We start from the raw sequence: 24,229 nt of genomic DNA, 5'->3' as shown, positions 1-24,229 counted from the left end.
GGTGAGGTGCGTCGCGGCAAGGGCCGATCAGGCGGGGACGGTCGACTCCTCCACGTCGCCGCCGTCGAGCGGGGGCCGGTCCCGACCGTCGGCGCGCCGCGCCTCGGCGTCCGCCCACAGCTCGAGCACCTCGGCCGGCCAGACCTCGTCCGTGGTCTCGGCCAGCTCCTCGCGCGTCCACCAGTGGTGTCCGGTCATCAGCGCACGCTCCTGCGGCGTGTGCCCCGCGTCGGAGACGTCGAAGGCAGGCACCCAGCAGGCGAAGAACACGTCCTCCTGGTCGACGACCACGTCGGTGTAGCCGTGCACGACCCGGCGTTCCATCACCGGCCCGACGAGGTCCGCCTCGTTCACGACGACGCCCGTCTCCTCCTGCAGCTCCCGGACGGCGGCGGCCCGGTCGGACTCGCCCGGATCGAGGCCACCGCCCGGCGTGATCCACCAGAACACGCCGCTCAGGCCCGGGTCGGTGTCGTGGAAGAGGAGCAGCCGCTCGCGGTCGTCGATCAGCAGCACGCGCGCCGTACGCCGCCGGCGTCGCGGGCGCTGCTCCGGCGGCACCGGGACCAGCGTGCGGACCGAGTCGCTGCCCGTCGGCTCGTGCTGGCTCATCGGAGCACCGCGACCTCGAAGAGCTCGGTGCGCGCGATCACCCGGTCGCGCAGGTCCGCCAGGGCGAGCCGCCGTGCGTCCTCCAGGTAGCTGTCGGCCGCGTCCTGGTCGGGGAACCGGAGCAGCTGCACCTCCCGCGGCCCGGTCGCCGCGCCCGTCGAGCGGACCCGCTGCACCACCGAGCCGCCGTGCTCGGGCAGCAGTGCGAGGACCTGGTCCTCGTACTCCTGAAGGCCCGCCTCCTGCCCGGGCATCGACCACAGGAAGCAGCACAACACCAGGTCGTCAGGGGAGGGTTCGGCGGGGTCGGCCATGGCCCGACGGTAGCAAGCGTGGCCCGACGGCCTCAGCCGCCGCGGGCCGCCGCGGTGATCGGCTCACTCCCGGGTCAGCTCGAGCACCGGGATCACCCGGACGCCCGCCGTCTTCTCGGCGTACTCGCCGAACCCGGGCATCCGAGCGACCTGCGCGGCGTAGCGACGGTCACGCTCCTCGCCCGTGACCTCCTCGACACGGACCGGGAAGGTCTCGGTGCCGACCTCGACGGTGGTGCTGCCGGCCGCGACGAGGTTGTGGTACCAGTCCGGGTGGGTGGGGGCGCCACCCTTGGACGCGAAGATGTAGAGGGTCGAGGCGTCGTCCCCGGGCAGGTACACCAGCGGCGTGATCCGCTCCGTGCCACTGCGCCGCCCGATGTGGTGCACCAGCACCATGGGCGCGCCCTCGAACGGGCCGCCGACGCGGCCGCCGTTGGCGCGGAACTCTTCGATCACCTGGCTGTTCCAGTCGCTCACGGCTCGATCCTGGCATCCGCACCGGGGTCGCGCCAGGGCTCCGGGCAAAGCGGGCGCTGGGAGCGCGACCTAGGGTGGCGATCGTGAAGTTCTCCTTCTGGCCGGCCGCCTCGCACCCGGTCGCCGAGGTGCTCGCCGAGGCCCGCCAGGCCGAGGCCGAGGGCTGGTACGGCGTCTGGCTCGCCGACCACTACATGCCCAACACCCCCGCCGGGGCTCCTGCCGACGGCCCCGTGCACGAGGCCTGGTCGTTGCTGCCTGCCCTCGCGACAGCCACCGAGCGGGTCCGCATCGGCACCCTGGTCAGTCCCACCTCGGTGCACCACCCCGCCCTGCTGGCCAACCGCGCCGCCACCATCGACCATCTCTCCGGCGGCCGGATGGTCCTCGGTCTGGGTGCGGGCTGGCAGGTCAACGAGCACGCCGCCTACGGCTTCGAGCTCGAGGAGCCGGGCCCACGGGTGACCCGGTTCGAGGAGTCGATCCAGATCGTCCGCAGCCTGCTCGACCAGCCGCGGACCACCTTCCGGGGCAAGGTCTATGACGTCGTGGATGCGCCGTGCGACCCCAAGCCGCTCCAGCGGCGGCTGCCGATCGTGGTCGGCTCCGGCAGCCCGCGGATGCTGCGGATCACCGCCCGGCACGCCGACGAGTGGAACACCTGGGGCACCCCCGAGACGGCGGCCGCGTCCCGGCGCAAGCTGCTCGCGGCGTGCGAGCAGGTCGGCCGCGAGCCCGGCACGGTGCACTGCAGCATCAACAGCATCGTCCGCCTCGATGCCGAGGCCGTTCCCGGTCGGCCGAGCATCGGCGGATCGGCCGCCCAGCTCGCCGACCAGATCGGCACGTACGCCGAGGCCGGCTACGACGAGTTCATCGTCAACGGCGCCAGCCTGACCGGCGGCGCCGGTGAGCGCAGCGACCTGCTGTCCCGACTGCGCACCGAGGTGCTGGCCCAGCTCGGCGCCTGAGCGGCGGCGCCCGGTTCGCCGGGGGCGGGCCGCCCGCGCCTCGTCTAGGGTCGTGTCATGAGCCGACGCCCCACCGCCGCCGTACCCGCTGCGCTGCTCGGACTCGCCCTCGGGTCCGCGCTGCTCGTCCCGGCCGCCGCTAGCGCGCAGCGGCCGGCCCCGGCCGAGCCCGCCGTTGCGGCTCCCGCACACGCGCGTCCGGCCGGCCTGCCGTCCCGGTCGGTGTGGTTGGCCAAGGTGCGCAAGAAGCTCGTCGGCGCCGATGCCTACCTCGACGCGCACGTCGGCGACGCCGCCCGCCCGGCCCTGGTGCTCGACATCGACAACACCTCGCTGCAGACGCACTATCGCTGGCCCAAGCCGGTCCGGCCGACGCTGAGGGTGGCCAAGCACGCCGTCGACCTCGGGTACACCGTCTTCTTCGTCACCGGCCGGACCCAGCACAGCGCCGACAGCATCCGGCCGCAGCTCAGCGCCGCCGGCTACCGGTACGCCGACGTCTACGGTCGACCCAAGGGCCAGGGCCTGGCGGCGAGCAAGCAGGCCAACCGTGCCCGGATCGTGGCTCGCGGCTACACCGTGGTGATGGACATCGGCAACCGCGCCACCGACCTGTGGGGCGACAACGTCGGCCACGGCATCAAGCTGCCCAGCTTCCACGGGCTGCTCTCCTGAGCCGATGGCCTGGGACTTCGCGGGCGAGGTCGTCGAGTGGCGCGGTCCGGCGCCGTACCTCTTCGTGGTCATGCCCGAGGTCGACAGCGAGGAGCTGAAGGAGGCCTCCCGGGAGCTGGCCTACTGGGGGCAGGTGCCGGTGACGGCACGGATCGGCGCCACCGAGTTCACCACCGCGCTCTTCCCCCGCGGAGGTCGCTACCTGGTACCGGTCAAGGTCGCGGTGCGACGCGCCGAGCGGATCGCCGAGGGTGACACCGTGTCGGTCAGCCTCGAGGTGCGAGCAACGCGCTGAGCGCCCGACTGGCCGGCTCGATCAGGGTCAGCGGGTCGCGCCCCTCCTCCAGCGCCGTGGCGATGAGCTCGCGCAGGCCGCCGAAGACGATGATGCCGAGCTCGCGCGTGGGCGGCTCGACGCCGGCGCGCTGGAGGTCGGGGGTGTCGGCCAGGGTGCGCAGCAGCTCGACGAAGGTGGCCATCCCCTCCCGGACCAGCACGCGGCCCTCGTCCCCCAGCGTCGGCACCGCCCGGAACCAGTTCAGGAACAGGTGCGGCTCGGCGTGCACCAGCTCCAGCAGCGCGCCGACCCCCTGACGGACCTGGGTCTCCCAGGGCGCGGAGGGGTCGACGGAGGCGGCGATGCAACGCCGCAGCTCGAGGTTGGACATGGTCAGCAAGGCGACGAGGCAGTCGTGCTTGTCGGCGAAGTGCTCGTAGAAGGTGCGCTTCGACGTACGTGCCTGGCGGACGATGTCGGCCACCGTGACCTCCGCGTAGGACCGCTCGCGCAGCGCGTCCGAGAGCCCGGCGAGCAGGCGGGAGCGGCTGTCGAGTACGGCGGTCGTCACGGGCACACCCTAGGACGTCCGGCCGGTGCCGAGGGGCTGGTCAGATCCGCCGCCGCGCGGTACGTTCGTGATCCAGGACTGGTACGACGGCGTACCACAGGCAGGAGGAGGGCGCGATGTCGCTGCTGGACCCCGTGGTGCGGCCGGTGTTGGACCAGGTGAAGACGCCGGTGCGTTGGGGCGTGGGCCACGCGCTGCCCCGTGCTGTCTTCCGGGCGGCCGCGCGGCGTGGCGACCTCCAGGGCCGCCTGATCGCGACCGCGGCCGGTCGCCACACCTTCGAGCTGCTCGACCTCTTCGACGAGGCCCGAGCCCGGGGACCGCTGGTCACGACCCGGCTGACCCGGATGACCGTGGACCATGCGACAGTGCGGGAGGTCCTGAGCAGCAACGACTTCCGCACCGGCCTGCCCTCCCGGGCCGGCAGCGCGATGCAGCGGCTGGCGGCCTGGTCGGCCACCGACGTCATCAGCCCGGTCGAGCCGCCGTCGCTGCTGGTCACCGAGCCGCCGGACCACACCCGCTACCGCAAGCTGGTCACCCGGGTGTTCTCGGTCCGCGCGGTCCAGCGGCTCCAGGAGCGCACCGCCGAGGTCGCGGCCGGGCTCCTGGACGACCTCGACAAGCAGGTCAGCGAGTCGGGCGGAGCACCGGTGGACCTGGTCGAGGCCTACTGCAGCCTGCTGCCCGTGACGGTGATCGCCGAGATCCTCGGCGTACCGCTGACGGATCGGGCCAAGGTGCTCGAGTTCGGCACGGCTGCCGCGCCGAGCCTGGACATGGGACTGGAGTGGCGCAGGTTCCGTGAGGTCGAGAGCGGCCTGCGGGCGTTCGACGCCTGGCTGACCGAGCACCTCGAGATGCTGCGCCGCGAGCCCGCGGACAACCTGCTCAGCGAGCTCGTCGCGGCGCAGGACGACGGTGTGGGGTTGACTCCGCACGAGTTGAAGGCGACGGCAGGGCTGGTCCTCGCCGCCGGCTTCGAGACCACGGTGAACCTGCTCGGCAACGGGATAGCGCTGCTGCACGACCATCCCGAGCAGCTCGCGTCCCTGCGTGCGGACCCGGCGCTGTGGGGCAACGCCGTCGACGAGGTGCTGCGCTTCGATCCGCCGGTGCTCCTGACCGGTCGGATCGCCGACCGCGACACCATGGTGGCGGGCGAGCGGGTCAGCCGCGACGGCGTCGTGGTCACGGTGCTGGCCGGGGCGAACCGCGATCCCCAGGTGTTCACCGACCCGAACACCTTCGACGTCGCGCGGGAGAACGCCCGCGACCACGTCTCGTTCTCGGCCGGACGGCACTACTGCCTGGGCGCCGCGCTGGCGCGGATGGAGGGGGAGGTCGGGCTGCGGATGTTCTTCGAGCGCTACCCCGACGTCCGGCTGCTTCCCGGAGCGAACCGCCGTCCCACCCGGATCCTGCGCGGGTACGAGCGGCTGCCCGCGAGCCTGCGGGGCTGAGCTCTGCCGCCTGCGGCTACGCCGTGCCGCCGATGTTGACCATCCAGGGGATGCCGAACCTGTCGACCACCATGCCGAACTCGTCGCCCCACGCCTGGACCTGCAGCGGCATGTGCACCTGGCCGTCCACCGACAGGCCGCGGAAGTACCCGCGCAGCTCCTCGACGTCGTCACCCGAGATCGAGACGGTGATCTGGCTGCCGGAGGTCAGATCCATCCCCGGCGGGGTGTCGGCGGCGAAGAGGGTGTAGCCCGCCGGGGTCACCAGCGAGGAGTGCATGACGAGATCCGCGCCGCCCTCGGCCTGGCCGAAGTCGCCGAAGGTGACGACGTTGAGCTCGCCCCCGAGGACGGACTGGTAGAACTCCATCGCCTGGCGCGCCTCGGAGCGGAAGGACAGGTACGGATTCAGCTTCGATCCCATGGCTTCGAACCTAGTCCGCTTTACGCACCGGCCGTAGGCAGCACATGGTCGGCGTACTGCTCGCGAAGGGTCTTCTTGGAGAACTTGCCGACGCTGGTCTTGGGCACCTCCTCGATGAAGACGACGTCGTCGGGGATCTGCCACTTGCCGACCTTGTCGCCGAGCCAGGCGAGCAGCTCGTCGCGATCGAGCGTCTCGCCGTCGCGCACCACCACACAGGCCAGCGGGCGCTCGCCCCACTTCGGGTGCGGCAGGGCGATGACGGCTGCCTCGGCGACCTTGGGGTGACCCATGATCTGGTTCTCCAGGTCGACCGAGCTGATCCACTCGCCGCCGGACTTCACCAGGTCCTTGGTGCGGTCCACGATCTTGAGGTAGCCCAGCGGGGTGATGGCGGCGACGTCGCCGGTGCGCAGCCAGCCGTCGGGGCTGAAGGAGTCGCCGGGCTCGTCGGTCTTGTAGTACTGCCGCGCGATCCAGGGACCGCTGACCTCGAGATCACCGCTGGTCTCGCCGTCCCAGGGCAGCTCCTCGCGACTGACCGCGTCGACGATGCGGGCCGACACACCCGGGGCGATCAGGCCGGCGGTGGCGAGCGTCTCGATCTCCTCCTCGCGACCGGTGATCTCGCTGCGCAACCTGGCGACGCTGCCCAGCGGCGACATCTCCGTCATGCCCCAGGCCTGCGTGATCGGTACGCCGATCGCCTCGCGCCAGGCCTCCGACAACGCCACCGGCACGGCCGAGCCGCCGCAGATCACGGCACGCAGCGCTGCCAGGTCACGGCCCGCCAGGAGCGGAGCCACGCCCATCCAGATCGTCGGCACCCCGGCGGCGACGGTGACCTTCTCGGACTCCATCAGGTCGACCAACCCGGCCGGCGAGAGATCCGGTCCGGGCATGATCAGCGTCGCTCCGCCCATGATCGTGGAGTGGGCGTAGCCCCAGCCGTTGGCGTGGAACAGCGGCACGACCGGGAGCACCCGGTCGCCGTCGTGCATGCCGAAGACGCTGCTCGTCAGCGAGCCGATCGCGTGCAGCCAGTTCGAGCGGTGCGTGTAGACCACGCCCTTGGGATTGCCGGTGGTGCCGGAGGTGTAGCACAGGCCGGCGGCCGTGTGCTCGTCGGTGATCCGGCCGGTCAGGTCCGCCTGGTCGGCGGAGCCGACCAACTCCTCGTAGGCGACCACCCTCGGGTCGTCCGGCAGCGGGGTGGGGACGCCGTCGTCCATCACGACGACATGCTTGAGCGTGGTCATCCGGGGCAGCAGCGGCGCGAGCAGGCCGAGCAGCGAGCGGTCCACGAAGACGGCCTCGTCCTCGGCGTGCTCGAAGGTGTAGACGAGCTGGTCGGGGAAGTAGCGGATGTTGCCGGTGTGCAACACCCGGCCGGTGCAGGGCACCGAGTAGTAGAGCGCCAGATGACGGAAGGTGTTCCAGGCGAAGCTCGCCACCCGGCCGTCGGGTGAGACGCCCAGAGCGTCGAGCGCGCTGGCCTGGCGGCGTACCTCCGCGCCGAGCTCGGCGAACGTCGCCCGCTTCAGGCCGGTGGCCGTCTTCGTGACGATCTCGCGGTCGGCGAAGACCCGCTCGCCGCGCTCGAGGATGGAGGTGATGGTCAGCGGCGCGTCCTGCATCAGTCCCAGCATGGGCACATCGTGGCGCGCTGTGGTGCAGGTCACAAGCAGAACACCCATGTTCATGGCGAGTCGTTAGGGTGCGCCGCGTGGTTCCGCTGACGGACGTCGTGCGCTCGTGGGGGCGCATCGGCGTCCTCGGCTTCGGCGGTCCGCCCGCCCACATCCGGATGCTGCGCGAGCTGACGGTCGAGCGGAGGGGGTGGATCTCACCGGAGGAGTTCGAGGACGCGGTCGCCACCTGCAACCTGCTGCCCGGCCCGAGCTCGACCCAGATGGCGATCTACACCGCCTGGCGGGTCGCCGGCGCGCGGGGGGCACTGGTCGGCGGCACAGCGTTCATCCTGCCGGGGCTGGTCGTGATCCTGGCGCTCGCCGCGATCTTCCTCGACGGCGAGCCGCCCCGGTGGGTCCTCGGGCTCGGCGCGGGAGCCGGGGCCGCCGTGCCCGGAGTCGCGGTCTCCGCCGGCTGGTCCCTGGCGCCGTCGTCCTGGGCCCGCGCCGCCTCGCACCGTCGCTGGGTGCTGTACCTGGTCGCCGGGCTGGTCGCGACCCCGCTCGTCGGCGCCTGGGTGGTGGCGGTGCTGCTGGCGTGCGGCGTGCTCGAGCTGCTGGTGCAGCATCCTCGTGTCCTCGCCGTCGTGCCGCCGCTCCTCGCCCCGGCGGCGGTGGGTGGCGGCACGCTCGCCGGCCTGATGTGGCTCGGGTTCAAGGTCGGAGCACTGTCCTACGGCGGGGGCTTCGTGGTGATCCCGCTGATGCAGGCCGACGCCGTCGACCGGCACCACTGGATGAGCGGCGCGGACTTCCTCAACGCCGTCGCCCTCGGCCAGATCACCCCGGGGCCCGTCACCCACACGATCGCCGTGGTCGGGTACGCCGCGGCCGGCCTCGGCGGAGCGCTGCTCGCCGACGCCGTGGCGTTCGTTCCGTCGTACCTGTTCGTGCTGGTGGGCGGACGCCACTTCGACCGGATCCGGGCCTCACCGCCCGCGCGGGCGGTGCTCGACGGGGCGGGTCCGGCTGCGATCGGCGCGATCCTGGGTTCGGCGATCACGCTGGCCCGAGCGCTGAGCGAGCCGTGGCAGTTCGCCGTGCTCGCCGGCGCGCTCGTGCTGATCCTCGTGCTGCGGCGCGGCGTCGTGACGACGCTGCTCCTCGCGGCTGCCGTCGGGGTGTTCTGCTACAGGTAGAGGCCGCTGCTGCCGCCCTGCTCCTCCTGCTGGCCGGGGTGCTGCTGCGGCTGCGGGCCGCCCTGCTGCGGCATCGGTGGCATCGCCCCGCCCATGGTCCCGCCGGGGAGGCTGCGGCGGATCTGCTCGAACTGCGCGCGTGCCGCCATCTGCTGGGCGTAGATGGCTGTCTGGATGCCGTGGAAGAGACCCTCGAGCCAGCCGACGAGCTGGGCCTGAGCGATCCGCAACTCGGCCTCGGAGGGGGTGCGGTCGTCGGAGAACGGCAGGCTGAGTCGCTCCAGCTCCTCGATGAGCTCGGGGGCCAGGCCCGACTCCAGCTCCTTGATCGAGGACTGGTGGATCTCGCGCAACCGGTTGCGGGAGGCCTCGTCGAGCGGCGCGGACTTCACCTCCTCGAGGAGCTGGCGGATCATCGAGCCGATCCGCATGACCTTCGCAGGCTGCTCGACGAGCTCGGTCAGGTCGCGGTCGCCGCCCTCCTCCTGCTCCGGTGCCGCCACCACCACGGGCTGGCCGTCGGGGCCGATCACCATGACGTGCTGCTGATCTTCGGTCATGGTGTTCAGCCTAGCCAGGGGTGGGGCGGCGGTGCGGGGGCGTACCTCGCCGAACCCCACGCCCTCAGAGCCGCAGCAGGATCTTGCCGCTGTGCTCGCCACCCTCCATCCGCCGGTGCGCGTCGGCCACATCGTCGAACGGCATCACGACGTCGATGATCGGCTTGACGTCTCCCGCCTCCACGAGGGGCCACACGTTGGCGACCACCGAGGCGCAGATGGCGGACTTGCCCTCGACGGAGCGCGAGCGGAGCGTCGTACCGATGACAGCGGCCCGCTTGCGCATCAGCGCGTTGATGTCGAGCTCGGCGGTGGTGCCGCCCTGCAGTCCGATGATCACCAGCCGACCGGAGTCGGCGAGGGCGGAGATGTTGCGGGTCAGGTACTTCGCGCCCATGTTGTCCAGGATCACGTCGACGCCGCGGCCCTCGGTCTGGTCCGCGATGACGTCCTCGAACGTCTCCTCGCGGTAGTCGATCACCACGTCCGCGCCGAGGGCGGAGCACAGCGCGCGCTTCTCCGGCGTACCGGCGGTGGTGAACACCCGTGCGCCGAGCTGGTGTGCGAGCTGGATGGCCATCGTGCCGATGCCGCCGGCGCCGCCGTGGACGAGGAACGACTCGTGCTGACGCAGCGACCCGATCATGAAGACGTTCGACCAGACCGTGCAGGCGACCTCGGGGAGGGCTGCGGCCTCGATGAGGGAGACACCGGCCGGGACCGGCATCACCTGGCCGGCCGGAGCGACGACCTGGGAGGCGTAGCCGCCGCCCGCGAGCAGCGCGCACACCTCGTCGCCGACCTGCCACGCCTCCACGCCGTCCCCGACGGCGGAGACGGTGCCGCTGACCTCCATGCCGATCACGGCCGAGACGCCGGGTGGGGGCGGGTAGAAGCCCTGCCGTTGGAGCAGGTCCGCGCGGTTGAGGCCTGCGGCCGCCACCTCGATCAGGACCTGGCCGGGCTCCGGCGTCAGATCCGGCAGGTCGGTGACGTACAGGGCCTCGGGCCCTCCGGGCTCGCTGGCGACGACGGCTCGCATGACTCCACCCTAGGCCGACGCCCGGTTCGCACGCCCGAGGGTGAGGACCGCCGCTCAGTCAGGCGCGGTGTCGTCCTCGCCGAAGTCCAGGTCGAGGTCGGGTGGCACGGGTACCTCGGCGGCGCGGTCCCCGTCGTCCCCGTCGGCACCCTCGCTCGCACCGGTGGGGCGGTCCCAGCGCTCGGCGAGCTCCTGGGCCAGCGCGGCCAGCCGTTCGGTGTCGGCACCGCTCGCATCGGTGCGACCGACAGCCACCCCGAGCAGGTAGGCGGATACCGGGGCCGCCGGGCGCTCCACGTTGGTCGCGACGGTCTTCGCCAGGTCGAGGATCAGCCCCTCGTCGACATCGGCGTCGATGTCGAGGACGTCGCACAGCTCATCGATCCAGTCGTGCAGGTTCACGCCATCAAGCGTCGCGCAGGTCGGCCCAGGTGTCGATGTCCTGGTGCTCGCGATCCTCCGCCGGCACCGGGGTCAGGGCGAGCGGTGCGAGCAGCCTCCGCAGCGGATGGTCGTGCTGCTGCTCGTGGTCCGGTCGCACCTCCTGCAGCCGGGCGGTGTCCAGCGCCAGCGCCAGCTGCCAGCGGCCGTCGGGACCCACCAGCATGGCGCCGTCGGTGCCGGCGGCGGCCGCGAGCAGCCGTCGCCACGTCCCGTGGTGCACGTGCGGCATGTCGACGCCGACCACGCCGACGTACCGCGGCACCGAGGCGAGTGCGTCCAGGCCGGTCAGCAGCCCCGCGACGGGTCCGCCGTACCGGGGGTTCTCCCGGGTGAAGGTGACCGGGCGCTCCGTGGGCACCGGCTCGCCGACGACGACGACCTCGCGGGCGTCGACGACTCCGTCGAGCGCCCAGGTGAGCAGCGTGCGACCACCGAGCTCGATGCCGGCCTTGTCGACGCCACCGAGCCGACTGGCGCGGCCGCCGGCGAGGATGATCGCTGCCCACGGCTCCCACACGGCTCCCATCCTGCTCGATGCACCGCAGGCCGCGCGATGATGGTGGGCATGACCTGGACCACGCTCGACGTCGCCCTCGTGCAGGAGCCTGCCGGACTGGAGCCGGACGCGAACCGCGCCCGGATCGACGCGCTCACCCCCGGCGGGGTGGATCTGGTCGTCTTCCCGGAGGTCTTCGCCCGGGACTTCGGCTCGCCCGGCACCCCGTTGGGCGCGTACGCCGAAGGCCTCGACGGACCGTTCGCCACGGAGGTGGAACGGGTCGCGCGCGACCGCGGCACCACGATCGTGGCGGGCATGCTCGAGCAGGTGCCGGACGAGGCGGGCACTCCGTTCAACACGCTGGTCGTGCGCGGGCACGTGGAGGCGGCGTACCGCAAGATCCACCTCTACGACTCCTTCGGCTACCGGGAGTCCGACGTGCTGGCTGCCGGGCCGGTCGCGCCGCGGGTGATCACCCTCCCCGCGGATCGTGCGGCCGCTGCCGACGGCGCACGGATCGGCCTGATGACCTGCTACGACCTGCGCTTCCCCGAGCTGGCACGGGCGCTGGTGGACCAGGGCGCCGAGATCCTCGTCGTACCCGCGGCCTGGGTGGCGGGGGACCGCAAGGTCGACCACTGGCGCACGCTGCTGCGCGCCCGGGCGATCGAGAACACCGTGTTCGTGGTCGCCTGCGGCCAGCCGGCGCCGCGCTACTGCGGGCACTCGATGGTGATCGACCCGCTGGGCGACGTGCTGGCGGAGGCCGGTCCGGACCCGTCGGTGATCACCGCGACGCTCTCGCGCGAGGTGCTGGCGCAGGCCCGTCGCGTGAATCCGTCACTGGCCAATCGTCGCCTGTAACCTTCGACCCCATGACCCGCACCAGCACGATGCCGACCCGCGTGCGTGAGGGCGGGCGTTCGAGCTTCCGGCTGCGAGGACGACACCAGGTCCTCCTCTGGTCGACGGGCTGCGGGATCGGCATCGTCTGCGTGCTGCTCGCCGCGCTCGGAGTGCGCGACGTGCTCCTCGGTGGGATCGGCGCCGTCGCGCTGACGACGACGTACGTCTACGGCCTCGCCGCACGAACCGGTGGCCGGCCCTTCATCTGCGCCGCGCTCGCGCTGGTGCTGGGGATCGCCGTCTTCGTCGTGGACAACAACGAGATGCGCACCGGCGCGGCAGTGATGATGGCGGCCGTCTCGGCGGTCTTCGCGGTGATGGGGACGACCCCGGCGGTCACCTTCCCGCGAGCCGCGCGGGAGTGCGTGGTCGCGGCGATCATCGCGGGCCTCGGCTCGCTGGCGGCGATCGGATACGCGCCGGCGGTGACCGTCAACCGCTTCCAGTACACGGTGCTGGTGCTGGCCCTGATCGGCATCTTCCTGCTCGTCTACCGGCTCGGGGCGGGCCTGCACGGCCTCGGTCGCCGCGGCTTCGCCACCGTCAGCGCCGGCGGCATCCTGCTGCTGGCCACCCTGTTGTACGCCGAGGCGATCCGCCGCTACGGCACGCCCGGCCTGGTCGGCACGCTGCGCGACGGCGTGGTGTGGATGCGCGAGCACCTGGGCGGCTACCCGCGACCGATCGAGGCGCTGCTCGGCATCCCGGCCCTGGCGTGGGGCACCCACATGCGCGCCCGCCGCCGGCAGGGATGGTGGGTCTGTGCGTTCGGGGTGGCGGCGACGGCGCCGATGGCCACCACTTTCGTCAACCCCGAGGTATCGGTGGTGGAGGGCGTTCTCTCCATCTGCTACAGCCTGGTCGTCGGCCTGGCGCTGGGGTACGTCGTCATCGGCGCCGACCTCTTCCTCACCGGCGGCCCCGGCCGTTCTGTGCGGGGTGGTCGTGCCGGTCGCGCCGGTCGTGCGGGGACGTCGGGACGCGGTGCCGGGACGCGGTCGACCGGCGGCCGGCGAGCGGCCCGGGAGGCGGAGGAGGCGGCGGCGGTGCGCCCCGAGCCCCGCCGTACGCGCGCCCTGCTCTGACCGGGTCCGGTTCGCCCTACCGGGTGGTAACGCCTACCGTCGGCCTCATGCCCCGCGAGAGCGTCACCCCCGTCGTCGCCGAGATGGTTGCCAACGTGATGAGCATCGACGTGGCCGTCGGTGACGCGGTGGCGGTCGGTGACGCGGTGGTGCTGCTGGAGTCGATGAAGATGGAGATCCCCGTCCTCGCCGAGGTCGCCGGGACAGTGCTCACCGTCAAGGTCACCGCCGGCGACGTCGTCCAGGAGGGCGACGTCCTGCTCGAGCTCGGCGCCTGACGCATCGGCGCAGGCTCTGGGCTACCCTCTGACCTGCGCTGGATCCCGGCGCACGGGATGGTTGGCAGAGCGGCCGATTGCACTCGCCTTGAAAGCGAGCGTGGGGAGACCCACCGGGGGTTCAAATCCCTCACCATCCGCAGCCGGCCACGTCGTACGGCGCCTCCCCAGGCGAGCTAGTGGTCGGAGGAGGGGGCTGTGGGCGCGCACCGCCAAGACGTCTCGCGTGGGACGGTGCGGCGCTTCGGTCTCATCCTGGCGGTCGTCGTCGTGGGCGTCCTCGCCGTGGGCGCGGCGACCCGGCTCGGGCGACGGGGCACCATCATCCGCGCGAGGGCGGCCTCAAGGCGCTCGGGTGGGGCGTGGCCATCGTCGCTGGAGGTGTGCTGGTCGCCGCCTTCGGTGGTGCGATGGTGTGGTCCGCGCGGCGGGGCGATGCGCCGACGCCCTGAGCTGCGGGCGGCTCAGTTCTCTCCGCCGAGCTCCAGCTCGACGTCGTCGTACGCGAGGTCGTGCAGCCGCTGGATGTGGCGTCCGATGTCGCCGATCAACCGGCGCAGCTCCTGGCGGAGGGCCTCCGGATCGGGGGCGATGAGGGCGGCGTCGGCGAGCTGGGTGAGCCGCGAGATCAGCATGCCGCGCTCGCGGAAGGCCTGTCCTCCGCGGGCCGCGAGCCACCCGTCGGCCGCCGTCGGGTTCTCGTCCACCAAGGCGTCGCGGACCGAGGCGAGCCGCTGGCGCAGCGCCCAGCGCCAGTTGCCCAGCGGCACGCCGGGACGCGGCGGCACGATCGCCTGCTCCAGGCCGTGCAGCGCTTCCACCATCCCGGCACTGAGGGTCGCCATGCACCGAGTGTGACCCGGGTCACGAGCCAGGACAAGCGAATGCGCGATCGTGGGGTGCGTTGGGGACAATCGGAGCATGACGTACTACCGCCTTGCACCGGCCGTCGTGGCGCGCCTCCTCGGGTCGGCGCTCGTCGTCCTGGCCCTGGTCGCGTTCGTGGCCACCATCGTGGTCGCCGTCGCGCACGGCTCCGCCGACATCGTGATCGGCATCGCACTGGCCGGCGCCGTCGTGATCGTCGCCGGTGCCTGGTGGCTGCGCCGCAAGGCGTGGGTGGTCCGCTGCGACGAGCAGGGGTACGCCGTCCGCCTGGTGCGGGGTGCCGGTGTCCGGCAGGCGCCCTGGACCGAGGTGCGCGACGCCGTCACCACCACGACCCGCGGCATCGCCTGCCTGGTGCTGCGACTGGGCAACGGCACCAGCACCTCCATCCCCGTGGGCCTCCTGGCGATCGACCGCGAGGAGTTCGTCCGGCAGATGCAGCGCCACCTCGGCGAGGGCCAGAAGGTCCGCCCGCTCGGGCTGTGAGCCGAAGTCGGGGGCGATTGGGACAAGGGCCGCGGCGACTAGTAGCCTGTCCGCGCTGACCTGGAGACGTCGCCTAGTCCGGTCTATGGCGCCTCACTGCTAATGAGGTTTGGGTTGATAGCCCATCGAGGGTTCAAATCCCTCCGTCTCCGCCAGATGTGTCAGGTGGGAACCCCCGGCGAGCGAAAGCTCGTCGGGGGTTCTTTCGTTTCCGGCCTCGGCTGCTGCGGCGCGCTCGGTCAGGACGCCCGCGACCACGGGTGTCAGTGGGGCGTCTCAGCCACGGAGGGGGCGTTGGCGTCTGCGTCGGTCCCGGTGTCGATGTCGACGAGCTGGAAGCCGCGGGGTTGAGGATCTCTCGTGCCTCGTCGCCCGCGCCGGCGTGGTGCCTCTCCGCGTGGGTCCGGGGCGGTGACGTTTCAATGTGGCGAGGCGACGCCGCTGGTCTGCCATGAGACGTGAGGCCGGCTCGCAATGCGGTGCAGGTCGTCGCGGACACGTTGACTCAATGCAGCAATCTGGTCGTCGGTGAACCGTACGGTCACCCACTGCCTGAAGACACGGCCGACGGCTACACTGCCTTAACCAGCACCTCAATTCACGGAATTGTCGGATGAATATTGGCCCCACCCGGGCATTGGCACTAGCCGTCGCTTGCCTAGCTATCAGTGCATGCAGTTCGACGGCCACGACGGCGCCTTCGGTGCCATCAGCCTCGTCGGTATCACCATCGGGAAGAACAGCTACCGCACCAACTGCGAGCGTTTCACGTCTCGCCCGTATTGACATCTCGGCTCATTCCATGGCCGCGGTGGCAATGGACGACTCTTCGATTGTGGCGAGCGTCGGACTCGGCGCCACAGCGGACCGCGTCGAGCGCTGGACCCATGGCAAGCATTGGACGCAGGTGGCGAAGTCGGCATGGCCGAATGGCTTTGTCAACTGGGTGGGCGTCTCAGGACCATGGGTCCTATATGTCGACCAATCGCGCCTCCAAGACGACAGCCACATGAACGTCTTGTGGAAGATCAAGGCGGTCAATGTCGTGACGGGCGACCGGCGGACCGTCGCGTCCAACGGAGCGAAGCCTGACCCATGGGTTCCTTACTTAGGCTCGACTGAGCAGGGCATCACGTGGACCCAGGCATCGAAGTCAAGGCGAGCCGACCTGTATGCCTGGGAGGACTCTCCAGGGCGTGCTGTCGAGGTCGCTTCCGACCTGGAGATGACCCCTGGCAGCGACCGCGCTGCTGGCACGTACGTGTACTACCTCGGCCCTAACGGTCGAGGGGATAAGGGGCATACCGTCGGGGGTGACTGCTGGCGAGTGCCCCGCGTCGGCGGCCCGCCCCAAGCAATCACCAAGACGGCGTTGGCGCTCTCCTGTGCCCCGGCGGCCGGATCGGTGTTTGCGGGTTTGCATATTGATCCCAAGACGCCGAAGCCGCCAGCCAATGGTGTCCTCGATGATCCATATGAGGTGCAGAACTTCAGCTTCTCCGGTTCTCCGGGCGCTACGATCGAGACCGGATATATCTCAGACTGGTATCCCGTGGCTGTCGGTCGGGATGTGATATGGCAAGGCGTCGATGGGGTACCGGTGCTGAGCGATCCGCGAGGCCACCGGATCTCTCTGGGAAGTGACTCGGCTTCCTTTATTCGGGTCGCCGGAAACACAATACTGTCGGCTGCGAATCCTGTCCGTGGGAGGGTTTCCATCCAGCGCTACGAGCTGTCGGACGTCAACTGACCCGGCGGGGGTCTCGCCCGACAGCAGGCGAAGCTCTCGGATCATCGCTCCGGAGGGCCCGGGTGTCGGACGGGTCCGGGCGATCGGGGAACCGGGTCGCAACGCTGCCAGGGCGCCGCGCGTCGACGTGGATAGTTCGTGCATCGACAAGCCCTTCCGGCCCATGCGACGGGAATGACCTGCTGTCCGCGACCGCGGGTATCGTCGCGTCCCGATCCTTGGGGGAGGGGAGCGACAGCGCATGTTCCACACCATTCTCGGCGCGGAGAGGGCTCGACGGGACCGTCCGGCCGCTGGGCGCCACATCGCTGCGCCGGAGCTGGTCGCCGTCTTCGCCGTCGCGTTCCTGGTCCGGCTGCTACCGGTGCTGCGTGGCGGTGGGCTGCACTTCTACGGTCGCTACGACGACGGCGTCTACTACACGGCCTCGGAGTCGCTGACCTTCGGCCACGTTCCCTACCGCGACTTCGTGCTGCTGCACCCGCCGGGCAGCCTGCTCGCGTTGATGCCGTTCGCCCTCCTGGGCCGGCTGACCTCGGATCCCGTCGGGATGACGGTCGCGCGGTTGTCGTTCATGGCGCTGGGCAGCGCCAGCGCCGTACTCGTCGGGGCGATCGCCGGACGCTGGGGCCGCATGCGCGGGTTCCTCGCGGGCCTGCTCTACGCCACGTCGGCGGCAGCCGTCTACAGCGAGCAGACCACGTTCCTGGAGCCGGTCGGGACCGCGCTGGTGCTCCTCGCGCTGCTCGCCCTCTCGATGAGGAACCCCCAGCGGTCGCTCAGCCTCGAGCTGCTGGCCGGGGTGGCGCTCGGTCTCGCGTGCTCGGTGAAGATCTGGTACGCCGCCGTCCTCGCCGCCATCGTCCTCGTCCTCCTCATCCGCCGCGAGCCCCGAGCGGCCGGCCGGGTGGCAGCGGCCGGTGTCGTCGCGACCACCGCCGTACTGCTGCCCTTCTTCGCGCTGGCGCCGCACCGGATGTGGACGATGGTCGTCGCCGACCAGCTCGACCGGGCGGGTGCGACGAAGATGCGCATCGAGCGGGTGACGAGCATCCTCGGTACGAGATCGGTCTTCGAGGGGAGACCGGCGGTGGTCGGGCTGGCGACGGTGATCGTCCTGCTCCTGATCGTGGTCGCCGTCATTCGGTGCCTGCGCGACCGGAGCGCCTGGATCGTCGTCGGCTGGTTCCTGGCCGCTGCGCTCGTGCTCGGGGCGAGCCCCTCGTACTTCCGGCACTACGGGGTGTTTCTTGCGGCGCCGATGGCGCTGGTGCTCGCCATCGGGTGGGGTGACCTGGCAGGCCGTGTCGGGCGCGTTCGGCTCCGGGTCGGCCTTGCGGTCGGCGCTGCCGCCGCGCTTCTCGCCGCCGGGTGCGTCGTCGCCCTCCAACCGACGGGGAAGGTCTTCCCCGCTGCGTCCTTCAGCGCGGCCGCGCCCGCCGGGTGCCTCTCGGCGGACGATCCGGCGGCGCTCATCTGGATGGATCGGCTCACCACCGACCTGCACCGCGGCTGCGACGTCCCGGTGGACATCACCGGGGCCAGCTATGGCGCTGGGGTGTCGCGCGGAGCGAATCCCGTCTTCCGCACGTGGTTGATGGACCATCTCATCCGCAGTGCGGCGTTCGTGGTGCTACGACTGCGCCGCGACCGCCTGTCCCCGGCCGAGAGGCAGCGTCTCAGTACCTACCCGATCCTGGCCTCGGGCGACGGCGTGAACCTACGTGCCGGCGGCGGCACATCGTGACGCGTGCGGCGGGTGGGCTCGGCCTGCCAGGGCTCGGTCGACTAGGGTCGCCGATCGGACAGTGGGGCGAAGGTGGACGACGAACGTGAGTACTGATCTGGGTCGGCTGGGGCGGGTGGTCATGGTGATCCCCACCTTCAACGAGGCCGCGAACCTGGCGTGGGTGGTGGGCCGGTTGCGGCGTGCCGAGCCTGAGGTGGAGGTGCTGGTGGTCGACGACAGCTCGCCCGACGGCACCGGCGAGCTCGCCGACGAGCTGGCCGCTGCGGATCCGTCGGTGCACGTGCTGCACCGTCGCAGCAAGGACGGGCTGGGTGCGGCCTACCTGGCCGGGTTCGGGTGGGCGCTGGAGCGAGGCTTCGACGTGATTGGGGAGATGGACGCCGACGGATCACATCAGCCCGAGGAGCTGCACCGCCTGCTGACGGCGCTGGAGAGCGCCGATCTGGTGATCGGGTCGCGGTACGTTCCCGGCGGGTCGGTGGTCAACTGGCCGGTCTCGCGGCAGCTGCTCTCGCGGGGCGGCAACCTGTATGTGCGCACGTTGCTGGGCATCCGGGTCAAGGACGCGACAGCGGGGTTCCGGGTGTTCCGCCGCTCGACGCTGGAGAAGATCGACCTGGGCTCGGTGGAATCGGCGGGCTACGTGTTCCAGACGGATCTGGTGACGCGGACGGTGCGCTCCGGGTTGGTGGTGCGCGAGGTGCCGATCGAGTTCGTGGAGCGGGTCCGTGGAGCCTCGAAGATGAGCGGTGCCGTGGCGGCGGAGTCGTTGAAGCTCGTGACACGGTGGGGATTGCGCGAGCGATGCCGACAGCTGCGCAGCAGCCTGCGCCGTACGCGCTGAGGCCGTCAGCCGCCATGCGTAAGAGGTGGCGTCCTGCCATGTCGTGGACAGGGTGGGCACTTTTGCACGTTCTTGCAGTGCAAAAAGGTGCAGAGTGACTTGCCTCCCGGTTTCCTGATCTCCCGGCAAGACTGAGGTAGAGCGGCCTGACCCAGGGCCCCGACCTCGAAGGAAACGACATGAAGATCGTGCGTCGCGTCAGCATCGTGCTTGCCTCCGTGGCCGTCAGCGTCGGCGTCATCGGGATGACGAGCCCGTCAGCCCACGCCGACCTCACCTGGGGTTACAGCCTGCACAAGTGACCCATCCCCCTGAGCCGGTGCGCGCGATCCCCCGACCCGCGGCGCCGGCTCCCCCGAGAAGGGCAGTGATCGCGCCAGATCACTGCCCTTCGTGCGTCTCCGGGCTGCTGGCGATCTCCTGCGGCTCGCCGATGATGCCCTGCCTGCCGAGGATGTAGCCGAGCTGGAACCGGGTGTCGGCGTCGAACTCCGTCTTCAGATCGGCGACGTAGGCGGCATAGGTGCGCGAGCTGACGCCGAGTCGCTTCGCCGCCCCGGGGTCGGCGTACCCCTCGATCAGCATGCGGATGGTCATCGCACGCTGCTCGCCGGCGATGTGCCGGGTCACGTCCTCCCCGCTGCTGGTGAACGGTCTCGCCCGCTCCCAGGAGCGCAGGAAGACGTCGACCAGGTAGGCGACCACCGTGGGCTCGCGTACGGCGAGGGCGACACCGAGGTCGTCCTCGGTCGGGATCAGTGCGACCCTGCGGTCGACCACGATCAGCCGGTGGAAGAACTCGTCGAGGGTGCGCACCTCCGCACCGAGCTCGGTGAGACCGGCGACGTAGCGCTGCGTGGAGGTGTTGCGCCGCGCAGCGTGCTGGTAGAGCGTCAGCACCCTGACCCCGCGATCCACCAGCTCCTGCTCGTGCGCCAGCGACTGCTTCAGCGCGGCGACGCCGAGATCGCGGCCGGTCTGCGGCTGGGCGGTGAGGATCTCCTCGGTCGCCTCGGCGGCCAGGGCGGAGATGTACGGCGCGATCGCGTCGCCGCGCAGGTAGGTGAACGGTCCCGAGGCCGCCTGCGGACCGCGCCGCCAGATCTGCCCGAGGGCGGCGAAGTCGCGGGCCCACTGGGTCGACTCCTGCAGCAGGCGGGTGCCCTCGAGGCTGAGCGGCGCGACCACCCGTCCCTGAGCCGTGCCGGGGTCGTCGGGGACCCACAGGGTGCCGTCGTCGCCGTCGTGGTGCAGCAGACCGAGCGACACCAACAGCGAGAAGGCCTCGTGGAACTCACCGCCCTCCACGATCCGAGGGTCGTCGACGGGGATGCCGCCCTCGGCGACGGCGGCCTCGAACAGCTCGGTCCCTCGGCCCTCGAGCAGCGCACGGTCCACGGCGCTGTCGTCCACATGGTCTCCCTCCGCTGACCTGATCTGCTTTCCTCGAGCCGCCCGAACCGGTCCTGCCGATGATCCCACAGCGCCGGGATTTAGGTCCGGCGGGTGTCGTCGGTTATTGTCTTTCTCGTCCAGTACGGACGAGCGGCTGTAGCTCAGCTGGATAGAGCATCTGACTACGGATCAGAAGGTCTGGGGTTCGAATCCCTACAGCCGCGCAAGAGATAGAAGCCGCAGGTCAGCTCGCTGACCTGCGGCTTCTTCGTTATGCAACCCCTCCCGCGGCAATCCCGCCTGTTCGGCGGCGCAGCGCCCAGTCCGTCCGGGCACGCTGCGGGCACACTGCGGGCACACCCCTGCGCCCCCATCCGCGGGCGCGTCCCGTGCGGTGACGACCACCCCGCACGCTCGCTCCCCGAGCCCAATCCCCTGCACGGACGCGCGCCAGCAGCAGCTCCGCCGCTGATCGGCCGACGGCATCCGACTGACCCGGGCCATGACCACCTGATCCCCTCACCGCTCTACTTGTCTGAGGAGTGTGCTACGTTCTCGCCGTGACGATGTTCGGATCCCTTCTTCTTCGCTGCCACGGCGGGGCCTAGCCAGACCGGCTCCCCGACGTGGAGCCGCTTCCTGCGCCGGTCGTTCCAGCAGCACCCCGAAGAAGGACCGAACATGACCAGCACGACCAGTGACGCATTCGCTCGCATCTCCACCCCCGCCGGGCCGATCCCCGCACACGCTCCCTTCTGGGACAGGCAGCGGCACTCGCAGATGCCCTTCCATCGCTACCAGGACGTCTACTCGCGCGTCGAGGTCCCGATCACTCAGCGCGCATGGCCCACGATGCGCCTGACCACCGCGCCGCTGTGGGTGCCTGTCGACCTGCGCGACGGCAACCAGGCGCTCGCCGAGCCCATGGACCCCGCCCGCAAGCGCCGCTTCTTCGAGCTCATGGTGGCGATGGGCTACAAGGAGGTCGAAGTCGGCTATCCCTCGGCCTCGCAGGCCGACTACGACTTCGTCCGTCTGATCGCCGAGACGGACATCGCCCCGGACGACGTGACGATCGTCGTCTTCACGCCCGCGCGCCGCGACCTCATCGAGCGCACGGTCGAGTCGATCCGCGGCATCCGCCATCCCGTCGTCATCCACATGTACGCCGCAACCGCGCCCACCTGGCGCGAGGTCGTGCTCGGTAAGGACCGTCACGCGTTGCGTGAGCTGATCCTCGCGGGCGGCCGCGACGTACTCGAACTCGCCGGTCACCTGCCACACGTGCGGTTCGAGTTCAGCCCAGAGGTCTTCAACCTCACCGAACCGGACTACGTCATCGAGGTCTGCGACGCCATGACGACGTTGTGGCAGGCGACGCCCGAGCGGCCGGTCATCCTGAACCTCCCGGCCACCGTCGAGATCGCGACACCGAACGTGTACGCCGACCAGATCGAGTACATGCATACCCACCTCGCCCGCCGGGACGCCGTGATCCTCTCCGTCCATCCCCACAACGACCGCGGCACCGGGATCGCCTGCGCCGAGCTCGCCGTACTCGCCGGCGCCCAGCGCATCGAGGGCTGCATCTTCGGCAACGGCGAGCGCACGGGCAACGTGGACATCGCCACCCTGGCGCTGAACCTGCATGCCCAGGGCATCGACCCGATGATCGACTTCTCCGACATCGATGAGATTCGCCGGACCGTCGAATACTGCAACCGCATCGAGATCCACCCCCGGCACCCGTACGTCGGCGACCTCGTGCACACCGCGTTCAGCGGCACCCACCAGGACGCGATCAAGAAGGGCTTCGCCGAGCATCACGCCCGCGCCGCCCGTGAGGGCCGTCCCGAAGCCCAGATCGAGTGGCGGGTGCCGTACCTGCCCGTCGACCCGGCCGACCTCGGTCGCAGCTACGACGCCGTCGTTCGGGTGAATTCTCAGTCCGGCAAGGGCGGCATCGCCTACCTGCTGGAGACGGAGCACGGCATCGAGCTGCCACGGCGGATGCAGATCGACTTCAGCCGCCGCGTCCAGGAACACACAGACGCCACAGGCCTGGAGATCGACGCCGCCGGACTGCTCGACCTGTTCGCGCGTCATTACCTCGATGCGCGGCACCCAACCATCGAGCTCATCGAACTCGAATCAGAGGACCGCGGCGGGACGACCCGGACGAGGATCGGCATCCGCGCAGACGGCAGCGGGTATCACGCCGACTACGAGGAGGTCGGCCCGGTCGAGGCGGCCACCCGGCTGCTCGCCGAGCACGGCATCCATGTCGACGTCCTCTCACTGCACCAGACCTCGCTCACCACGGGCGCCGACAGCGATGCACTGACGCTCATCGAATACAGCGACGCCACCGGCATCCACTGGGCCGCCGGACGCCACCGCTCCGTACTCACCGCGAGCGTGCGCGCCGTCCTGCGCGCCGCCGGCTCTCACCTCGGCTCCCTTGCGACGAATCGAGCCTGACCGTGCTGCACACCAGTCTGGCCCTTCCGGCCGCCACACGACCCTCCGCAACCTCGCATCCGTCTCCCGCGGACGGCGCCCCAGCATGACGCCGACCTCGCTCCCGGTCCTCGAATACCTGCAACGGCAGCTCGCCGGGACCCTGCAACCCGGCGACACGACCCATGTGCGCTACCCGACGGCGATCTCGCGCCTGCTGGGCATCGAGATCATCGAGGTCGCCGAGCGGCAGGCCGCGGTGCGGATCGCCGCCGACGTGGAGCTGCACGGAAACCAGCAGGGCACCATCCACGGCGGGCTCCTGTGCGAGCTCGCCGACGCCGCGATCGGCACCGCCCACTCGACGATCATCGAGCCGGGCGAGTCCTTCACGAGCCTCGACCTCGACGCGCGGTTCGTGAGACCTGCCTGGTCCGGAACGCTCATCGCCACTGCGCGCTGCAGCCACGCTGGACGCACCATCAGCCACTACCACTGCGACATCCGCCGCGACGACGGAAAGACGATCGCCACGGTGACCAGTGCGGTGATGACCCTCCGCGGTGAAGCCGCGGCGGGCCGATGACGCCGCCCTCCCAGCCACGCACGCCCCACACCGCCGTGCCTTCGAGCCTTGACCAGCTCGCGGCCCGCACCACGCCCTATCACGCCCCATCACGCCCCATCACACCAAGGAACACGTCATGAAGACCGTCGCGCACATCTTCCACGACGATGCGGACTCGCTGATCATCGGCAGCCGACTCCCGGCCCGGGTCGCCGAGATCGCAGCCCACGACGACATCGGCGTCGAGGTGTTCGTCTTCGGCCCTGCGCAGCGCCACCTCACCCAGGTCGACACCGAGACGGACCGCGTGTTCAACGCTCAGATCGACGCGGTGATCGCCGCCGGCATCCCGGTAGGCGCCTGCATCAACGCCTCTCGCGCGGAAGGCACGCAGACCACTCTCGCTCAGCGCGGCCTGAAGCTCTCCGTCGCCCGCGACGAATTCATCCGCTTCACCCTCGAACGCGCCACCGTGATCACCTTCTAGTCGGAAGACGCCGAATCGCTCTTCGACGATGGCAGCGTCGCGGGGATCGTCGCTAACGGTGGCGTCTGCTGCCGTCACCGCTGCCGCAGCGCTGCTCCGGCGTTGCCCGCCTTGTCGCTGCGGTGACGATGCGTCCGCGTAGCAGTCGAGCCAGTCGCGGTACCGGTGCT

Annotated in this window: 28 protein-coding genes and 3 tRNA genes; 19 read left to right on the top strand and 12 right to left on the bottom strand. The window is 70.8% G+C overall.

All coding sequences use genetic code 11. The annotated features are described in order from the left end of the window. Window positions 1-27: 27 nt before the first annotated feature. From P5P86_RS01125 to P5P86_RS01115, 3 genes are all read right to left on the bottom strand, one after another. Window positions 28-612: an NUDIX hydrolase gene (locus P5P86_RS01125; RefSeq protein ID WP_280609430.1), complete on the bottom strand. Its 585-nt coding sequence runs from the start codon at window positions 610-612 to the stop codon at window positions 28-30. Further along, on the bottom strand, window positions 609-926 hold the full coding sequence (locus P5P86_RS01120) for a DUF1330 domain-containing protein (protein ID WP_280609429.1): 318 nt from the start codon (window positions 924-926) through the stop codon (window positions 609-611). The genes P5P86_RS01125 and P5P86_RS01120 overlap by 4 nt, the downstream gene beginning before the upstream one ends. A gap of 63 nt (window positions 927-989) precedes the next feature. Then, window positions 990-1,406: a nitroreductase family deazaflavin-dependent oxidoreductase gene (locus P5P86_RS01115; protein WP_280609428.1), complete on the bottom strand. Its 417-nt coding sequence runs from the start codon at window positions 1,404-1,406 to the stop codon at window positions 990-992. Between the two features lie 83 nt (window positions 1,407-1,489). Between P5P86_RS01115 and P5P86_RS01110 the strand changes: the two genes are divergently transcribed. Genes P5P86_RS01110 through P5P86_RS01100 form a run of 3 tightly spaced genes read left to right on the top strand, consistent with a single transcriptional unit; the run spans window position 1,490 to window position 3,347 of the window. After that, window positions 1,490-2,377, top strand: coding sequence for an LLM class flavin-dependent oxidoreductase (locus tag P5P86_RS01110; protein WP_280609427.1), 888 nt, complete (start codon window positions 1,490-1,492; stop codon window positions 2,375-2,377). A 57-nt stretch (window positions 2,378-2,434) separates the two neighbouring features. Next, window positions 2,435-3,052 carry an HAD family acid phosphatase gene (locus tag P5P86_RS01105; protein ID WP_280609426.1) on the top strand — a complete coding sequence of 206 codons (618 nt, stop codon included), beginning with the start codon at window positions 2,435-2,437 and terminating at the stop codon, window positions 3,050-3,052. Between the two features lie 4 nt (window positions 3,053-3,056). After that, window positions 3,057-3,347 carry a DUF1905 domain-containing protein gene (locus tag P5P86_RS01100; protein ID WP_280609425.1) on the top strand — a complete coding sequence of 97 codons (291 nt, stop codon included), beginning with the start codon at window positions 3,057-3,059 and terminating at the stop codon, window positions 3,345-3,347. Here P5P86_RS01100 and P5P86_RS01095 read toward each other — a convergent pair. Beyond that, window positions 3,319-3,900, bottom strand: coding sequence for a TetR/AcrR family transcriptional regulator (locus tag P5P86_RS01095; RefSeq protein WP_280609424.1), 582 nt, complete (start codon window positions 3,898-3,900; stop codon window positions 3,319-3,321). The two genes, P5P86_RS01100 and P5P86_RS01095, sit on opposite strands and share 29 nt — an antisense overlap. 116 nt (window positions 3,901-4,016) lie before the next feature. Between P5P86_RS01095 and P5P86_RS01090 the strand changes: the two genes are divergently transcribed. After that, window positions 4,017-5,363 carry a cytochrome P450 gene (locus tag P5P86_RS01090; RefSeq protein ID WP_280609423.1) on the top strand — a complete coding sequence of 449 codons (1,347 nt, stop codon included), beginning with the start codon at window positions 4,017-4,019 and terminating at the stop codon, window positions 5,361-5,363. Between the two features lie 16 nt (window positions 5,364-5,379). Here P5P86_RS01090 and P5P86_RS01085 read toward each other — a convergent pair whose 3' ends face one another. Next, on the bottom strand, window positions 5,380-5,787 hold the full coding sequence (locus P5P86_RS01085) for a VOC family protein (protein WP_280609422.1): 408 nt from the start codon (window positions 5,785-5,787) through the stop codon (window positions 5,380-5,382). A 20-nt stretch (window positions 5,788-5,807) separates the two neighbouring features. Beyond that, complete coding sequence (locus P5P86_RS01080; RefSeq protein WP_280609421.1) at window positions 5,808-7,436, bottom strand: long-chain fatty acid--CoA ligase; 1,629 nt, start codon at window positions 7,434-7,436, stop codon at window positions 5,808-5,810. A gap of 77 nt (window positions 7,437-7,513) precedes the next feature. Here P5P86_RS01080 and chrA point away from each other — a divergent pair, with 77 nt between their 5' ends. Beyond that, window positions 7,514-8,617 carry a chromate efflux transporter gene (gene chrA / locus P5P86_RS01075; protein WP_280609420.1) on the top strand — a complete coding sequence of 368 codons (1,104 nt, stop codon included), beginning with the start codon at window positions 7,514-7,516 and terminating at the stop codon, window positions 8,615-8,617. Here chrA and P5P86_RS01070 read toward each other — a convergent pair. From P5P86_RS01070 to P5P86_RS01055, 4 genes are all read right to left on the bottom strand, one after another. Then, on the bottom strand, window positions 8,608-9,177 hold the full coding sequence (locus tag P5P86_RS01070; protein ID WP_280609419.1) for a bacterial proteasome activator family protein: 570 nt from the start codon (window positions 9,175-9,177) through the stop codon (window positions 8,608-8,610). The two genes, chrA and P5P86_RS01070, sit on opposite strands and share 10 nt — an antisense overlap. Window positions 9,178-9,241: 64 nt before the next feature. Beyond that, window positions 9,242-10,219: an NAD(P)H-quinone oxidoreductase gene (locus P5P86_RS01065; protein WP_280609418.1), complete on the bottom strand. Its 978-nt coding sequence runs from the start codon at window positions 10,217-10,219 to the stop codon at window positions 9,242-9,244. A gap of 54 nt (window positions 10,220-10,273) precedes the next feature. Beyond that, the gene (locus tag P5P86_RS01060; RefSeq protein WP_280609417.1) at window positions 10,274-10,621 is read right to left on the bottom strand and encodes a DUF6457 domain-containing protein; all 348 of its coding nucleotides are present in this window, start codon (window positions 10,619-10,621) and stop codon (window positions 10,274-10,276) included. 4 nt (window positions 10,622-10,625) lie between these two features. Continuing rightward, on the bottom strand, window positions 10,626-11,189 hold the full coding sequence (locus P5P86_RS01055; protein ID WP_280609416.1) for an NTP transferase domain-containing protein: 564 nt from the start codon (window positions 11,187-11,189) through the stop codon (window positions 10,626-10,628). Between the two features lie 39 nt (window positions 11,190-11,228). Between P5P86_RS01055 and P5P86_RS01050 the strand changes: the two genes are divergently transcribed. The 4 genes from P5P86_RS01050 to P5P86_RS01035 all read left to right on the top strand — a co-directional run bounded on the left by P5P86_RS01050 (window position 11,229) and on the right by P5P86_RS01035 (window position 13,571). Then, on the top strand, window positions 11,229-12,026 hold the full coding sequence (locus P5P86_RS01050) for a carbon-nitrogen hydrolase family protein (protein WP_280609415.1): 798 nt from the start codon (window positions 11,229-11,231) through the stop codon (window positions 12,024-12,026). Window positions 12,027-12,037: 11 nt separating this feature from the next. Continuing rightward, window positions 12,038-13,153: a hypothetical protein gene (locus P5P86_RS01045; RefSeq protein WP_280609414.1), complete on the top strand. Its 1,116-nt coding sequence runs from the start codon at window positions 12,038-12,040 to the stop codon at window positions 13,151-13,153. Window positions 13,154-13,200: 47 nt separating this feature from the next. Continuing rightward, entirely contained in the window at window positions 13,201-13,431 is a 231-nt protein-coding gene (locus P5P86_RS01040; RefSeq protein WP_280609413.1) for a biotin/lipoyl-binding carrier protein, read from the top strand. A 55-nt stretch (window positions 13,432-13,486) separates the two neighbouring features. Further along, window positions 13,487-13,571, top strand: a tRNA-Ser gene (locus P5P86_RS01035). Between the two features lie 324 nt (window positions 13,572-13,895). On the opposite strand, the gene P5P86_RS01030 is transcribed toward P5P86_RS01035, so the two are convergent. Continuing rightward, a complete protein-coding gene (locus tag P5P86_RS01030) occupies window positions 13,896-14,276 on the bottom strand; it encodes a hypothetical protein (RefSeq protein WP_280609412.1) in 381 nt (126 codons plus the stop codon). A 76-nt stretch (window positions 14,277-14,352) separates the two neighbouring features. Here P5P86_RS01030 and P5P86_RS01025 point away from each other — a divergent pair, with 76 nt between their 5' ends. The 6 genes from P5P86_RS01025 to P5P86_RS01000 all read left to right on the top strand — a co-directional run bounded on the left by P5P86_RS01025 (window position 14,353) and on the right by P5P86_RS01000 (window position 19,451). Continuing rightward, on the top strand, window positions 14,353-14,805 hold the full coding sequence (locus tag P5P86_RS01025; protein ID WP_280609411.1) for a hypothetical protein: 453 nt from the start codon (window positions 14,353-14,355) through the stop codon (window positions 14,803-14,805). Window positions 14,806-14,867: 62 nt separating this feature from the next. Next, a tRNA-Ser gene (locus tag P5P86_RS01020) sits at window positions 14,868-14,960 on the top strand. A 647-nt stretch (window positions 14,961-15,607) separates the two neighbouring features. Beyond that, window positions 15,608-16,555 carry a hypothetical protein gene (locus tag P5P86_RS01015; RefSeq protein ID WP_280609410.1) on the top strand — a complete coding sequence of 316 codons (948 nt, stop codon included), beginning with the start codon at window positions 15,608-15,610 and terminating at the stop codon, window positions 16,553-16,555. A gap of 241 nt (window positions 16,556-16,796) precedes the next feature. Then, window positions 16,797-18,302 (top strand): glycosyltransferase 87 family protein, encoded by a 1,506-nt coding sequence (locus P5P86_RS01010; protein WP_280609409.1) that lies wholly within the window; start codon window positions 16,797-16,799, stop codon window positions 18,300-18,302. A gap of 121 nt (window positions 18,303-18,423) precedes the next feature. Continuing rightward, complete coding sequence (locus P5P86_RS01005) at window positions 18,424-19,149, top strand: polyprenol monophosphomannose synthase (RefSeq protein ID WP_280611299.1); 726 nt, start codon at window positions 18,424-18,426, stop codon at window positions 19,147-19,149. A 179-nt stretch (window positions 19,150-19,328) separates the two neighbouring features. Continuing rightward, the gene (locus tag P5P86_RS01000) at window positions 19,329-19,451 is read left to right on the top strand and encodes a hypothetical protein (RefSeq protein ID WP_280609408.1); all 123 of its coding nucleotides are present in this window, start codon (window positions 19,329-19,331) and stop codon (window positions 19,449-19,451) included. 79 nt (window positions 19,452-19,530) lie between these two features. Here the strand turns inward: P5P86_RS01000 and P5P86_RS00995 are convergent, their stop codons facing one another. Beyond that, window positions 19,531-20,562, bottom strand: coding sequence for a LuxR family transcriptional regulator (locus P5P86_RS00995; protein ID WP_280609406.1), 1,032 nt, complete (start codon window positions 20,560-20,562; stop codon window positions 19,531-19,533). Window positions 20,563-20,694: 132 nt separating this feature from the next. Between P5P86_RS00995 and P5P86_RS00990 the strand changes: the two genes are divergently transcribed. From P5P86_RS00990 to P5P86_RS00975, 4 genes are all read left to right on the top strand, one after another. Next, window positions 20,695-20,768: transfer RNA gene (locus P5P86_RS00990), tRNA-Arg, on the top strand. 457 nt (window positions 20,769-21,225) lie between these two features. Then, window positions 21,226-23,025: a 2-isopropylmalate synthase gene (locus P5P86_RS00985; RefSeq protein WP_280609405.1), complete on the top strand. Its 1,800-nt coding sequence runs from the start codon at window positions 21,226-21,228 to the stop codon at window positions 23,023-23,025. Window positions 23,026-23,110: 85 nt separating this feature from the next. Further along, window positions 23,111-23,590, top strand: coding sequence for a PaaI family thioesterase (locus P5P86_RS00980; RefSeq protein ID WP_280609404.1), 480 nt, complete (start codon window positions 23,111-23,113; stop codon window positions 23,588-23,590). Window positions 23,591-23,708: 118 nt separating this feature from the next. After that, a complete protein-coding gene (locus tag P5P86_RS00975; RefSeq protein WP_280609403.1) occupies window positions 23,709-24,059 on the top strand; it encodes a DsrE family protein in 351 nt (116 codons plus the stop codon). The last annotated feature ends 170 nt before the right edge of the window (window positions 24,060-24,229 follow it).

This window comes from Nocardioides sp. BP30, assembly GCF_029873215.1.
GTDB lineage: Bacteria > Actinomycetota > Actinomycetes > Propionibacteriales > Nocardioidaceae > Nocardioides.
The sequence above is the reverse complement of the archived record's forward strand: the minus strand, read 5'-3'. Positions and strand labels throughout refer to the sequence as shown.